Origin of the sequence: Cupriavidus campinensis (assembly GCF_905397395.1) — a bacterium.
Classification (GTDB): Bacteria; Pseudomonadota; Gammaproteobacteria; order Burkholderiales; family Burkholderiaceae; genus Cupriavidus; species Cupriavidus campinensis.
In genome coordinates this window covers 111762-125347 of sequence record NZ_CAJPVH010000010.1, presented here as the reverse complement: position 1 = coordinate 125347, position 13586 = coordinate 111762, and the positions used below count along the sequence as shown (strand labels likewise).

Annotated in this window: 12 protein-coding genes; 7 read left to right on the top strand and 5 right to left on the bottom strand. The window is 66.3% G+C overall.

Features of this window, described 5'->3' with window-relative positions:
- The first annotated feature begins 33 nt into the window (after positions 1–33).
- The gene (locus tag KHO18_RS09180) at positions 34–1440 is read left to right on the top strand and encodes an aminotransferase-like domain-containing protein (RefSeq protein WP_144199056.1); all 1407 of its coding nucleotides are present in this window, start codon (positions 34–36) and stop codon (positions 1438–1440) included.
- A gap of 11 nt (positions 1441–1451) precedes the next feature.
- Here KHO18_RS09180 and KHO18_RS09175 read toward each other — a convergent pair whose 3' ends face one another.
- Complete coding sequence (locus KHO18_RS09175; RefSeq protein ID WP_211943047.1) at positions 1452–2861, bottom strand: amino acid permease; 1410 nt, start codon at positions 2859–2861, stop codon at positions 1452–1454.
- 150 nt (positions 2862–3011) lie between these two features.
- On the opposite strand from KHO18_RS09175, the gene KHO18_RS09170 reads away from it, so the two are divergent.
- From KHO18_RS09170 to KHO18_RS09160, 3 genes are all read left to right on the top strand, one after another.
- Positions 3012–3428 carry a WapI family immunity protein gene (locus KHO18_RS09170; protein WP_144199060.1) on the top strand — a complete coding sequence of 139 codons (417 nt, stop codon included), beginning with the start codon at positions 3012–3014 and terminating at the stop codon, positions 3426–3428.
- 227 nt (positions 3429–3655) lie between these two features.
- Positions 3656–4486, top strand: a complete 831-nt coding sequence (locus KHO18_RS09165) for an RNase A-like domain-containing protein (protein ID WP_144199062.1) — start codon at positions 3656–3658, stop codon at positions 4484–4486.
- Between the two features lie 6 nt (positions 4487–4492).
- Positions 4493–4783 (top strand): contact-dependent growth inhibition system immunity protein, encoded by a 291-nt coding sequence (locus KHO18_RS09160; RefSeq protein WP_144199064.1) that lies wholly within the window; start codon positions 4493–4495, stop codon positions 4781–4783.
- Positions 4784–4840: 57 nt separating this feature from the next.
- Here the strand turns inward: KHO18_RS09160 and KHO18_RS09155 are convergent, their stop codons facing one another.
- Both KHO18_RS09155 and KHO18_RS09150 read right to left on the bottom strand, forming a co-directional pair.
- Entirely contained in the window at positions 4841–6367 is a 1527-nt protein-coding gene (locus KHO18_RS09155) for a CoA-acylating methylmalonate-semialdehyde dehydrogenase (RefSeq protein ID WP_211943046.1), read from the bottom strand.
- A 27-nt stretch (positions 6368–6394) separates the two neighbouring features.
- Positions 6395–7726, bottom strand: coding sequence for an omega-aminotransferase AptA (locus KHO18_RS09150; RefSeq protein ID WP_211943045.1), 1332 nt, complete (start codon positions 7724–7726; stop codon positions 6395–6397).
- A gap of 300 nt (positions 7727–8026) precedes the next feature.
- Here KHO18_RS09150 and KHO18_RS09145 point away from each other — a divergent pair, with 300 nt between their 5' ends.
- Positions 8027–9466 (top strand): aminotransferase-like domain-containing protein, encoded by a 1440-nt coding sequence (locus tag KHO18_RS09145; RefSeq protein WP_144199070.1) that lies wholly within the window; start codon positions 8027–8029, stop codon positions 9464–9466.
- A gap of 18 nt (positions 9467–9484) precedes the next feature.
- Here the strand turns inward: KHO18_RS09145 and KHO18_RS09140 are convergent, their stop codons facing one another.
- Together KHO18_RS09140 and KHO18_RS09135 are read right to left on the bottom strand one after the other, a co-directional pair.
- On the bottom strand, positions 9485–10072 hold the full coding sequence (locus KHO18_RS09140; RefSeq protein ID WP_144199072.1) for an acyloxyacyl hydrolase: 588 nt from the start codon (positions 10070–10072) through the stop codon (positions 9485–9487).
- A 444-nt stretch (positions 10073–10516) separates the two neighbouring features.
- Positions 10517–11395: an alpha/beta fold hydrolase gene (locus KHO18_RS09135; protein ID WP_144199074.1), complete on the bottom strand. Its 879-nt coding sequence runs from the start codon at positions 11393–11395 to the stop codon at positions 10517–10519.
- A 163-nt stretch (positions 11396–11558) separates the two neighbouring features.
- Here KHO18_RS09135 and KHO18_RS09130 point away from each other — a divergent pair, with 163 nt between their 5' ends.
- Together KHO18_RS09130 and dmeF are read left to right on the top strand one after the other, a co-directional pair.
- The gene (locus tag KHO18_RS09130) at positions 11559–12476 is read left to right on the top strand and encodes a LysR family transcriptional regulator (protein WP_211943044.1); all 918 of its coding nucleotides are present in this window, start codon (positions 11559–11561) and stop codon (positions 12474–12476) included.
- Positions 12477–12570: 94 nt separating this feature from the next.
- Positions 12571–13584, top strand: a complete 1014-nt coding sequence (dmeF, locus tag KHO18_RS09125) for a CDF family Co(II)/Ni(II) efflux transporter DmeF (RefSeq protein WP_144199078.1) — start codon at positions 12571–12573, stop codon at positions 13582–13584.
- Positions 13585–13586: the final 2 nt, after the last annotated feature.

Sequence of the window (13586 nt, the reverse complement as noted above, 5' to 3'; positions counted from 1 at the left end):
ACAGTTCGCCCCCCTCGCCCCACCGCCCCCGCCATGAAGCTCGTCCTCGACCCCTCCACCGGTGTACCGCTGACCGAGCAGATCGTGCTCGCCGTCAAAGCCTGGATCAGCTCGCGGGAAGCACTGCCGGGCGCCCGCCTGCCGTCGATCCGCCAGCTGGCCGCCGAACACCACATCAGCCGCTTCCCGGTTATCGAGGCCTATGACCGACTGGTCTCCCAGGGGCTGCTCGATTCCCGCCAGGGCTCGGGCTTCTACGTGGCGGACAGCACGCTGGCCGGCCGCAGCGGCCGGGGCTGGTCCGATCCGAGCCTGGCCGAAGACCTGTCGGTCCATATCATCGACCAGTTCCACCACCCCAGCGGCGCGCTGAAGCTGGCTGGCGGCTTCGTGCCCGAGGAATGGCGCGATGTGGAGGGGCTGACGCAGGCCATCCGCCATATCACCCGGCATGACATCGACAGTGTGATCCACTACGCCACGCCGCTCGGCCACCCGGAGCTGCGCAAGCAAGTGCTCACGCGCGTGCGGCAGGTGGGCGTGCAGGCCGAGCTGTCGCAGGTGCTGATCACCACTGGGGCCAGCCAGGCGCTCGACCTCGTCGTGCGGCACCTGCTCAAGCCTGGCGACACCGTGTTCGTCGAAGACCCCGGCTACTACAACCTGTTCGGCCTGCTGCGGCTGCACGGCGTGCAGCTGGTGGGCGTGCCGCACACCCCGAACGGCCCCGACCCGGAAGCCTGCGAGCGCCTGCTGCGCGACCACAAGCCCAAGCTGTTCTTCACCAACAGCATTCTCCAGAACCCCACCGGCTCCACGCTGACGCCGCCGGTGGCGTTCCGGCTGCTCGAACTGGCGCGCAGGCACAACTTCCGCTTCGTCGAGGACGACATCTTCTCGGACTTCCAGCTCACCTTTACGGACCGGCTGGCGACGCTCGACCAGCTCGAGCACGTTATCTATATAGGCGGGTTCTCAAAAACCGTGTCGGCGGCGCTGCGCGTGGGCTACCTCGTGGCGGACAAGGCGCTGGTCAAGGACCTGATCGACGTGAAGGTACTGACCAGCGTGGCCGGCTCGCATTTCGCCGAAGCCGTGACGGCGACGATGCTGGAACGCGGCGCCTATCGCAAATATGTGGAGCGCCTGCGCGTGCGCACCCGCGAGGTGACCGCCGATGCGGTGAAGATCCTCGGCGAGAGCAACTGGGAAGTGTTCTGCGAGCCGGCGGGCGGCAACTTCCTGTGGGCCCGGCCGCGCGGCATGGCCGACTCGCGCGACCTCGTCACGCTGGGCGAGCAGTACGGCATCGCGCTGGCGCCGGGGCACTTCTTCCGCCCGGCCGGCGAGACCACGCCCTGGGTGCGCATCAACTCGGCCTATGCCGGCGAGGCGCGCTCACGCGCCTTCCTGGCCGATGCGGGGTCGCGGAACGCGTAACCTCCGGCCGGCTAGCCCTCCGCGTCGCCGCCGTGGTTGTGCAGCACCGCGTTGCGGCGCGAGTAGGCGAAGTAGACCACCAGCCCGAGCGCGAGCCAGCACAGGAAGGCGACCCACGTCAGCCATTGCAGGTGCGCCATCAGGAACAGGCAGAACCCCACCGCCAACAGCGGCACCACGGGCACGCCGGGGCAGTGGAAGCCGCGCGGCAGGTCCGGCCGGGTGCGGCGCAGCACCAGGATGGCAATCGAGATCAGCGTGAAGGCTGCCAGCGTGCCGATATTGATCAGCTCGGCCAGCACGTTCAGCGGCACAAAGCCGGCGATGGCGGCGAAGATCAGCCCGACCGTCCAGGTGGCGACGAACGGCGTGGCGTGCACGGGATGGACGGCCGAGAGCGCCTCGGGCAGCAGCCCATCGCGCGACATCGCAAAGATGATCCGCGTCTGCCCGTAGGTCATGACGAGGATCACCGTGGTCATGCCGAGGATGGCGCCGAGATCGACAAACCCCGCCACCCAGTTCTGCCCGGCGTACTGGAGCGCCAGCGACACCGGGTGATCGACCCCCGCGAATTTCGCGTACGGCACGATGCCGGTCATGATGGCGGCCACCACCACATAGAGAATGGTGCAGACCGCCAGCGAGCCGATGATGCCGATCGGCAGGTCCCGGCGCGGGTTGCGCACCTCCTCCGCCGCCGAAGTCACCGCGTCGAAGCCGATGAACGCGAAGAACACCAGCGCGGCGGCGTTGAAGATGCCGGTCATGCCGAACGGCGCGAACGGCTCCCAGTTGACCGGCCGCACATGCCACACGCCGACGACGATAAACAGCAGCACCACGCTGACCTTGATCGCCACCATCACGTTATTGAGCCGCGCCGACTCGCGCACGCCGTAAGACACCACCCAGGTAATCGCCAGCATGATCAGCACGGCCGGCAGGTTCAGCACGGTCTCCACGCCGGGCACCGCCCCCGGCGCCGCCGTGAGCGCCACGGGTAGCCGAATCCCGAATCCGGCCACCAGCGACTGGAAGTACCCCGACCACCCCACCGACACCGCCGACGTGGCCAGCCCATATTCGAGCAGCAGATCCCACCCGATCATCCACGCCACGATCTCCCCCAGCGTGGCGTAGCTATAGGTATAGATCGACCCCGACACCGGGATGGCCGACGCAAACTCGGCATAGCAAAGCGCCGCAAACCCGCACGCCATCGCCGCGATCACGAACGACACCGTCAACGCCGGCCCCGCCGTGAGCGCCCCGGTCCCCGTCAACACGAAGATCCCGGTGCCGATGATGGCGCCAATCCCCATCATCACCAGATCCACAGGCCCGAGCACCTTGCGCAACCCGTCGTGCGCGCTGACCTCGAGCATGGCATCGATGTTCTTGGTGCGAAACAGACTCATGGCGAGGGCTCCGACGGGGGTGGGTCAGATCATTGTTGTGCTTGGGGACGGTTTGGGGAAGGGGAATATCGGCTGGGTCTCTCGCACGCATTGACTCCCTCTGATGACATTTTCAACATTTCAGTGCGTTGCGCTATGTACTATTGGCCCATGCTGACCCTTGACACAGACGACTTCAAGCTTCAAATCAGGCCGGTTTCCGCGCGGCGTGAAGAGCCGGGAGGCCCCTATCTCGAATGGATCGATGTCCGGATCGACTTGACTGCCCCGGGCATTCGCGCCGAGGGGGCATGGAGTGTCATGCCTGGGGAATTGCGGCAGTTTCAACAACAGCTGGAGACCATGCAAACCCAACTCCAGGTGGGACAAACAGCCGAGTTGGCAGGTGTTGAAGCTGGCTTTTCGCTGATATTGCGAACGCTTGATCAAGGGCAGATCATTGGCGACTGGCGGTTTCAGCCAGCACCACCCGTTGGCGCATGGATTACAGGGCAATGTGGGCTGGATCAGTCCTTCCTAGGCGAACTTCTGCGAGGGATCGACGCGCTTCTGTCCTTTTCTGGTTGAGCCATCTAGGCTGCCTCAATAAGAAACTGCGGAGTCCACACACCCGCCATTCCGCACTTCTCACCATCACTTCGCCACCGGCATCATGCAGCGCGTGTAGAACCAAGCCAGCCTCAGGCCACTGCAACATTTTCATTACGAACCCGCGCGGTTTGAGATATCTCAAATGTGTCTGGCCGTTGAACAGCTAGCGTCGATCCTCCTTTTCTGACAGGAGGTAGGTTGCAATGGCTCAGTTGGACGAGATGGAAGGCGTGCGCGTAGTCCTGAGCGCGCCGCAGTTGGCTGCGGTGCTTGCGCATCGCTCGATCAGCCCCGCTGAAACGATGAGCAACCGCCTGTGGGGCGGCCTGGACATCGTCGGCGGCGTGCTGGAGATGGTCGGTGCCGGGGTGCTATGCATCGCACCGGAGCCGACCGGGGTCACCAAGGCAGGTTGCATCGCCTTTGGCATGCATGGCGCCGACACCGCCTGGCGGGGCATGCGGCAGGCATGGACCGGGCGCGACACGGCAACCCTGACCCAGCGGGGCGCCGCCAAGCTGGCCCACACAATGCGGGCGCCGCCCGATATGGCCAACAACATCGGGCTGTCGCTGGACATCGGCGTAGGCTTCGGGCTTGCGGGGATGTTGAAGGCCGCGCGGGTGGCGAGCATTACGCTGGGGCGCATCAATTTGATGCAGCATGAAGCGAAAACTGCGGGCGGCTTGGGCGGGCATACGATCCTGAAACACATCGGGCAAACTGAAGCCCAATTGCGCGCCCGTTTGGTACGGGAGTCGAAGCGGGGTAGGGTATCGACATTCACCAATCTGCACACTGCCGAATGGGCGATTTCCGACGTCATGCGTCGGGAGCAAAATCGAATAGCGGGATGGGCCGCCACCGGAAAAGGCCGACTGGTCCTCACATCTAGCTTGGGGAAACCTGTAGGGAAAGTGCTGTTTCGGAATTCAGGCAAGATGCATGACGCCACTAGCGTTACTGTAGTGCTGGAACCCGTCAGCTACAACGACATGCCGTTCTATATAGTGACGGCCTATACCGGACTTTGACTCCAGATGGCGACACCCAAATACCCTCAACTTTGGCACCTTATCATCGGCTACTTTAACGAGGACGCGGACATGTGGGGAGAAAATATCGAGGAAATCGTCGAGACCTACATGCGTCAATCGGATCCTGACATGCGCAAGAGCGTGATGCGCGAGATAGAAAACATAAAGGCAGACCACCCTTTCGATCTGGATGCAGCATTTGAGAATCTGTTTGGCGGTGAGCCTGACCCGGCGTTATGGGGTTACACCACGCAATCGTTCCTGAATGAGATTGCAAGGGTGCTTCGACAATAAAAAACGGCAGGGTCAAAACCCTGCCGTTTCGCACTTCTACGAACTTTCCCTACCCCCTCACTTCGCCACCGGCATCGTGAATTCGGCTCCCTTGCCGATACTGTCCGGCCAGCGCTGCATGATGCTCTTGTAGCGCGTGTAGAAGCGCACGCCTTCCTCGCCGTAGGCGTGGTGGTCGCCGAACAGCGAACGCTTCCAGCCGCCGAACGAGTGCCAGGCCATGGGGACCGGAATCGGCACGTTGATGCCAACCATGCCCACCTGGATCTGGCGCGAGAAGGCGCGGGCGATGCCGCCGTCGCTGGTGTAGCAGGACACCCCGTTGCCGAATTCGTGGCCGTTGATCAGGTCCACCGCCTCGGCGAAGTCGTGCACGCGCACTACGGACAGCACCGGGCCGAAGATCTCTTCCTTGTAGATCGTCATGTCCGGCTTCACGTGGTCGAACAGCGTGCCGCCGACGAAGAAGCCGCCGTCGTGGCCGTCCACCTTGTGGCCGCGCCCGTCCGTGACGAGCGTGGCGCCTTCGGCCTCGCCCTTGGCGATGTAGCCCTCGACCTTCGCCTTGTGCACGCCGGTGACCAGCGGGCCCATTTCAGCGTCGGCGTCCATGCCATTGCGGATCTTCAGCGCGCGGGCGCGTTCGGCCAGGCGCGGCACGAGCTTGTCGGCCACGTCGCCCACGGCCACGGCAACCGAGATCGCCATGCAGCGCTCGCCGGCGGAGCCGTAGGCGGCACCGATCAGCGCGTCCACGGCCTGGTCCAGGTCCGCGTCCGGCATCACCACGAGGTGGTTCTTGGCGCCGCCCAGCGCCTGCACGCGCTTGCCGTGCTTCGTGCCTTCCGTGTAGATGTACTCGGCGATCGGCGTGGAGCCGACGAACGACAGTGCCTGCACGTCCGGGTGGGCCAGCAGCGCGTCCACGGCGGTCTTGTCGCCCTGCACCACGTTGAACACGCCATCGGGCAGGCCGGCCTGCTTGAGCAGGTCGGCGATCAGCAGGCTCGGCGAAGGGTCGCGTTCGGACGGCTTCAGCACGAAGGTGTTGCCGCAGGCCAGCGCCACCGGGAACATCCACATCGGCACCATCACCGGGAAGTTGAACGGCGTGATGCCGGCCACCACGCCCAGCGGCTGGCGCAGGTTCCAGTTGTCGATGCCGCCGCCGATGTTGTCGGTGAAGTCGGTCTTGAGCAGGTTGGGGATGCCGCAGGCGAACTCCACCACCTCGATGCCGCGCGTGACCTCGCCCTTGGCGTCCGAAAACACCTTGCCGTGCTCGCGCGTGATCAGCGCGGCCAGGTCGTCATGGTGCTTGTCCAGCAGTTCCTTGAACTTGAACAGGATGCGCGCGCGGCGCAGCGGGGCCAGTTCGGACCACGCCGGAAACGCGGCCTTGGCGGCGGCCACGGCGGCACCGACATCGTCGGCGCTGCCCAGCGCCACGCGCGCGGCCACCTCGCCAGTGGCGGGGTTGAATACGTCGGCGAAGCGGCCGGCGCCCTCGGCGGCGGCGCGGCGGACGCTGCCGCCGATGTAGTGATGGATTTCGGCGATCTGCCGGTTTTCAGCGATGTTCACTGCGTCTTCCTCTCAGTCTGTCTTGGCTTACTGCACGTCGTTCAGCGCTTGCCTGACGGTATCGAACAACTGGTCGATCTCCGCCTCGGAAATGATCAGCGGCGGCGAGAACGCCAGGATGTCGCCGGTGTAGCGTACCAGCACGCCGCGCTCGAGGCACTTCAGGAAGGCCTCGTAGGCGCGCACGCCCGGCTGGCCGGGGCGCGGTTCCAGCTCCACGCCGGCCACCAGCCCCAGGTTACGGATGTCCTTCACATGCGGCGCGCCGCGCAGGTCATGCACGGCCGACTCGAACTTCGGCGCCAGTTCGGCGGCACGGCCGAACAGGTTGTCGCGCTGGTACAGGTCCAGCGTGGCGATGGCTGCCGCGCACGCCAGCGGGTGGCCCGAGTACGTATAACCGTGCAGCAGTTCGATGCCGTTCGGCGCCCCGGCGTTGATCACGGTGTCGTGCACCTCGCGGCGCACGGCCACGGCGCCCATCGGCACGGCCGCGTTGTTGATGGCCTTGGCCATGGTGATCAGGTCCGGCGTCACGTTGAAGCGCTCGGCGGCGGTGGCGGCGCCCAGGCGGCCGAACGCCGTGATGACCTCATCGAAAATCAGCAAAATGCCATGCTTGCTGGTGATCTCGCGCAGCTTCTCCAGATAGCCGACCGGCGGCACCAGCACGCCCGCCGAACCGGCCAGCGGCTCGACGATCACGGCGGCCACGTTCGAGGCATCGTGCAGCGCGATGATGCGTTCGAGTTCATCGGCCAGATGGGCGCCCCACTGCGGCTGGCCCTTCGAGTAAGCGGCTTCGGCGATGTTCAGCGTGGCCGGCAGGTGGTCCGTGCCCGGCATCAGGTTGGCCGACCAGGTCTTGCGGTTCGGGCCAATGCCACCCACGGCCATGCCGCCGAAGCCTACCCCGTGATAGCCGCGCTCGCGGCCAATGATGCGCGTGCGCTGGCCCTCGCCGCGCGCACGGTGGTAGGCCAGGGCGATCTTCAGCGCGGTATCGACCGACTCCGAACCCGAGTTCGTGAAGAAAATGCGATCCAGCGGCTTCGGCATGATCGCGGCCAGCTTGGTGGCAGCCTCGAACGAGAGCGGATGGCCCATCTGGAACGGTGGCGCGTAGTCCAGCGTGGCAGCCTGCCGCGCGATGGCATCGACGATTTCCTGGCGGCCATGGCCGGCGGCCACGCACCAGAGGCCGGCACAGCCGTCCAGGACCTTGCGGCCGTCGTGGGTGGTGTAGTGCATGCCGCTGGCCGAGGCCAGCAGGCGCGGGGCGGCCTTGTACTGGCGATTGGCGGTGAACGGCATCCACAGGGCATCCATATCGGGGATCACGGTCTTGGCGGCGTCCATACTTTCTCCTCAGAATCGGGGTGTGGGGGGCGCGGGGCAAAGCGCCCCGGCACGGATTCCGGCAACTCTACCGGCGCGGTCGGGCCGCACGAATATACGGTCGGGAGATCGCTGCCTTACCGTACAGTGTAGTCAGCCTCGACTGTACAGATAGCGGATTGCGCCGCGCACGCGCGCCGGCGCCTGGGTCGACGGCAAAAACGGCGTGTCACCGCTGCGCTGCACCAATCGGCGAGACGCCCGGCCAGGCGGCGTACTTGCCAGTACACTGTACAGGTTTCGCGCCCTGCCGAGTGCCTCATGCTCAACCTGAACCTTGTCCGCAGCCGCCGTGGCGGCGACACCCTGACCGAACAGATCGTGGCCGGCATTGCCGCGCTGGTGGATCGCCGCGCGCTGCGCGCCGGCACGCCCCTGCCGTCGGTGCGCCGCTTTGCGCAGCAGCACAACGTCAGCACATTCACGGTGGCGGAAGCCTACGGCCGGTTGACCGCGCTGGGCTACCTCGCGGCGCGCCCCGGCTCCGGCTACACGGTGGCGCACCGCCACGCACCGGCCGGCCATGCCCGCGCCCCCCACTGGGAGGCGCCGGGGCTCAACGCCGCGTGGCTGCTTTCCGATGTATTCGCCGACCATTCCGTGCCGATCAAGGCCGGCGCGGGCTGGCTGCCCGGCGACTGGCTCAACGAGGAAGGGCTGCACCAGGCCATGCGCAGCGCCGCGCGTGTGCCGGCGGCGCAGGTCTCGGGCTACGGCCATCCGTATGGCTTCGCGCCGCTGCGCGAACACATCGCCACGCATATGAGCCAGTACGGCATGCCGGTGCAGGCGCAGCAGGTGGTACTGACCCAGGGGGCCACGCAGGCGCTGGACCTCGTGGTGCGCACGCTGCTGCGCCCCGGCGAGACGGTCCTCGTGGAAGCGCCCTGCTATTGCAATCTGTTGCAGATCCTGCGGCTGGCCGGGCTGCGCGTGGTGGGCGTGCCGCGCACCGCGGCCGGGCTCGATACCGACGCGCTCGAAGACGCCATCCGCCAGCACAACCCGCGCGCGCTGTTCGTCAATACGGTGCTGCAGAACCCCACCGGCGCCAGCCTGACCAGCATGAACGCCTTCCGCGTGCTGCAACTGGCCGAGCAGCATCGGCTGCTGGTGGTGGAGGACGATATCTACCGCGAGCTGGCCCCGGCCGGGTCGCCGATGCTGGCGGCGATGGACGGCCTCTCGCAGGTGGTCTACGTGAACGGATTCTCGAAGACCATCACGCCGTCGCTGCGCGTGGGCTACCTCGCGGCGAGCCCGGACCTGGCGAAGGCCTTCGCGCGGACCAAGATGGCGGTGGGACTGACCTCGTCCGAGGTCACGGAGCGACTGGTGTATTCCGTGCTGACCAGCGGCCACTACGGCCGCCACGTGGCGGCACTGGCCGAACGGCTACGCGGACAACAGGATCTTGTGACGGAAAAGATGGAGGCGCACGGGCTGGAGGTACTGCTGCGGCCCGAAGGGGGGATGTTCGCCTGGGCGCGGCTGCGCGGCGACGACGCGCCGCCCGCGAGCCGCCTCGCCACGCTGGCGCTGGACCACGGCATCTGGCTGGCACCGGGCTCGTACTTCGAGCCCGACGAGACCGATTCCCCGTGGATTCGCTTCAACGTGGCAACGAGTGATGCCCCGGAACTGTGGGCGTTCTTCGAGGCCTGCCGTGCCGGGCGGCTGCCGCTGGCGCGTGCGGCCTAGGCACGCGCCAACACATCCTCAGAAGCGATAGCGCACGTATCCGGTGTAGAAATTACTGCCCGGATTCGGCCCCTTGATGCTGGCGTTGGAGATGTGCTGGAAGCGGAAGCCCGCTTCCGTGTTGGCATTCTTGCCGAAGCCCACGCCAATACCGACCATGTCGGAGAACTGGAACGCAGTGCCCGAACGGTGCTCGTCGGACGTGCCGGTGTGGGATTGCACGCGCAGACCCACCGACGCCTCGGCGAACGGCACGAAATAGCCGCCCCGCTTTTCCACGCGCAGGATCGGCGACACGCCAAACTCGAACAGGTTCTGCTGGTTGGTGCCGCTACGTGCATCCCATCCGGCGACGTTGAATTCGGCCTGCAGGCGGAACAGCCAGCCCTGCGGATTGCCGTATTGGAGCGGGGTGTTGTAGTTCAGCCCGAGTTCGTACTTGTTGATGTTATGCCCGGGATCACGGCCATAGGCCACGTGCACGGCGGGATGGCTCCAGCCGACCAGTTCCTCGGCGCTGGCGGGCGACGTGGCGCCCGCGGCCAGCGCGGCAACGGCAAGAGTCCGGGTGATAAACAGGGTGCGAGCAGAGAGGGCGGGATGCATGCGGCGTTCTTGTTGTTCTGTCTTCCCGGGGAAGACGACGAAGAGAGATGACTCGACAACACAACTCGGCGCGATTGACAGGCCCTGCCCGCTTCCCGAGGAGGAACGCGGGCGATCAGGCCCAGAGTCGCTCGACCAGCCAGCTCGCGGCAACGCAAATTCCGAGCCAGACGGCGAGGCAACCTGCAATAAATCGGTACGTCATTGTGGAAATGGACTTCTGAGGGGGTCTTGGAACGAAAATGTGCGCGGATTATACATCCATCCGTGAATGTATGTTTGCCCCAAACCTGCCGGGTCAGATACTGCGCAGTCAGACCATGCCAAAAGTCCTCAGTTCGCCATAATGCCAGTGAGCGGCGAACCGTGCACTGAGCCAAACGGGGCGGATCGGACAACACACTGTTCCCCCGCCGCACATAATCCGCCCCGGCTAGCGCTCCCTTAGCCGTTCAGGAACGGCAGCACTTCCGCAAGTAACTGTTCCGGCACTTCCTCCGCAATATAGTGACCGCTCGGCAGGGCATGGCCCGTCACCCGGCGCGCCACCTTGCGCCACGCTTCCAGCGGCTGGAAGCACTTGCCGACCGCGCCGTCGGCGCCCCATAGGGCCAGCATCTCGCACTCCACCTGGCGTCCGGCCGCGGCGTCGGCGCGATCGTGCTCCAGGTCGATGCCGGCGCTGGCGCGGTAGTCCTCGCACAGGCCGTGGGCGGCGCCGGGCAGCTTCAGGCAGCGCAGGTATTCAGCCAGTGCGGCCTCGGTGAACGGCGCGAGGCCCGCGCTGCGCGTGCCCATGGTCTGGCGCAGGTAGAGGTCGGGGTCGGCCTCGATCAGCGTTTCGGGGAACGGCGCGGGCCGGATCAGGAAGAACCAGTGCCAGTAGGCGCGCGCGAAGGCTTCCGAGGTCTGGGCATACATCGCCAGCGTCGGGGCGATGTCCAGCGTGACGAGTTTTTCCACCGCCTGCGGATGGTCGAGCGCCAGCCGGTGCGCCACGCGCGCGCCGCGATCATGGGCCAGCACGCGGAACCGCTCGAAGCCGAGCGCCCGCATCACCGCCATCTGGTCGGCCGCCATGGTGCGCTTGCTGTAGTTTGCGTGGTCGGGCAGCCCGGCGGGCTTGTCGCTGTCGCCATAGCCGCGCAGGTCCGTGGCCACTACCGTGAAATGCCGCGCCAACTCACCGGCCACCTTGTGCCAGATCACATGCGTTTGCGGATGGCCGTGCAGCAGCAGTAGCGGCGGGCCCTCCCCGCCGACCACGGCATGAATCGCCACGCCCTGGCTGTCGATCCGGTGCGTCCTGAATCCTTCAAACATCGGCTGTCTCCTTGGTCTTGATGCGTCGATGCGGCAAGCCGTGCCATGGTAGTCGCCGCGCGTGGGATGCGCATCGCGCGGGGAGTGTAATCGCGGAATCCATCGCTATAATTGCGCAAACTGAACTTCATTCGTGCGCTCGATTCACGAATTGCCGCTATCCATGGACGCCTTCTCGGATCTCGCCTTCTTCGTCCTGCTGGTCAAGCGCGGCAGCCTTGCCGGCGCGGCGCAACAGCTTGGCGTCACGCCTTCGGCGGCCAGCAAGCGGCTGGCGGCGCTGGAGGCGCGGCTGGGCGTGCGGCTGCTCAACCGCACCACGCGGCGGCTGTCGGTCACGCCCGAGGGCGAGTCCTACCTGGCCCAGGGCGGGCGTATCCTGGCCGAACTGGAGGAACTCGAACAGGGCCTGGGCGGCAGCCGGGTGGCGCCGCGCGGGCTGCTGCGGGTGAATGCGACGCTCGGTTTCGGCAGGCGCCACATCGCACCGCTGGTCAGCGACTTCCTGCAGGCGTATCCCGATGTCGAAGTGCAGTTGCAGCTGACCGACCGGGCAATGAACCTTGCCGAGGAAGGCTACGACGTCGGCATCCTCCTCGGCGACCTGCCCGATGCGCGGCTCAACGCCCGCCTGCTGGCGCCGAACCGCCGGTTGCTATGCGCGTCCCCGGCCTACCTCACCCGACACGGCGAGCCGGCCTCGCCCCGTGCATTGCAACAGCATCGTTGCATTGTGATTCGGGAGAGCGAATCGGCCTATGGCACCTGGCATCTCCAGTCGGCAGGCCGGCAGGAGACCGTGAAGGTGCGCGGCCATGCCGCCACCAACGATGGCGAGGCGGCGGCGAACTGGGCGCTCCAGGGGCATGGCATCGTGCTGCGTTCGGAATGGGAGGTGGCGCCGCTGCTGCGCTCGGGCCGGCTGCGGCAGGTGCTGGCCGACTGGGCCTCGCCCCCGGCGGACATCTACGCGGTGTATCTCACGCGCGACAAACTCTCGGCCCGCGTGCGCGCCTTTGTCGACTTTCTGGCCGAACGGCTCGGCGCGTACGAGCAGACCGCGCCCTACCACGGCTGGTAGCCGCCTCGGCTACCCCTGCCGCAGGCAGGGTGGCGGGTGACCAGGCGCGCCATGGCTGGTACCCTTGGGCGGCATCCCCCAACCCCTTCCCGACATGCACACGCACGATCTGTCCGCGTGGACCCATTCCCACGTCTTCGATGCCGGCAACCAGGCTGCCGAGCGCAGCACACGCCTGGTCATGTGGATCACACTCGCCACGATGGTGGTGGAGATTGCCGCCGGCCTCTGGTTCAACTCGATGGCCCTGCTGGCCGACGGCTGGCACATGAGTTCGCACGCGCTGGCGATTGGCCTCTCGGCCTTCGCCTACGCCGCCGCGCGCCGGCTGGCCGCGGATGGGCGCTTCACCTTCGGCACGTGGAAAATCGAGGTGCTGGCGGCCTTCGCCAGCTCCATCTTCCTGCTGGGGGTGGCCGCGCTGATGGTGTTCGGATCGGTGGAACGGCTGTTCAGCCCGCAGCCCATCCACTACCAGGAGGCGATGGCCGTCACCGCCATCGGCCTGCTGGTGAACCTGGGCTGCGCGTTCATCCTCGGCGGCGCGCACCATCATCACGGGCACGACCATGGTCATGAGCATGGGCACCATCACCACGGACATCCCGGTCACCACCATCACGACATCAACCTGCGCTCGGCCTATCTCCACGTGATGGCCGATGCGGCCACCTCGGTGCTGGCCATCGTGGCGCTGGCCGGCGGCTGGTGGCTGGGCTGGAGCTGGCTCGATCCGGTGATGGGGCTGGTGGGCGCGGCGCTGGTCGGCCGCTGGGCCATCGGCCTGATGCGGCAAAGCGGCACGGTGCTGCTGGACCGCGAGATGGACCACCCGGTGGTGGACGAAGTACGAGAGGTGCTGGCCGGCTTCCAGCAGGGCGAAGACGGCACGCGCGTCACCGACCTGCACGTCTGGCGCGTGGGCCGCGAGCAGTTCGCCTGTATCGCCAGCCTGGTCACGCACGACACCACGCTCACGCCGCAGCGTGTACGGCAGGCGCTATCGATCCACGAGGAACTGGCCCACGTGAGCGTGGAGATCAGCCTGTGCGATGACGGGGCACCGCGCCGGCCCGCCCGTCATCGTCATCCCCATCATTCCCACTAGTC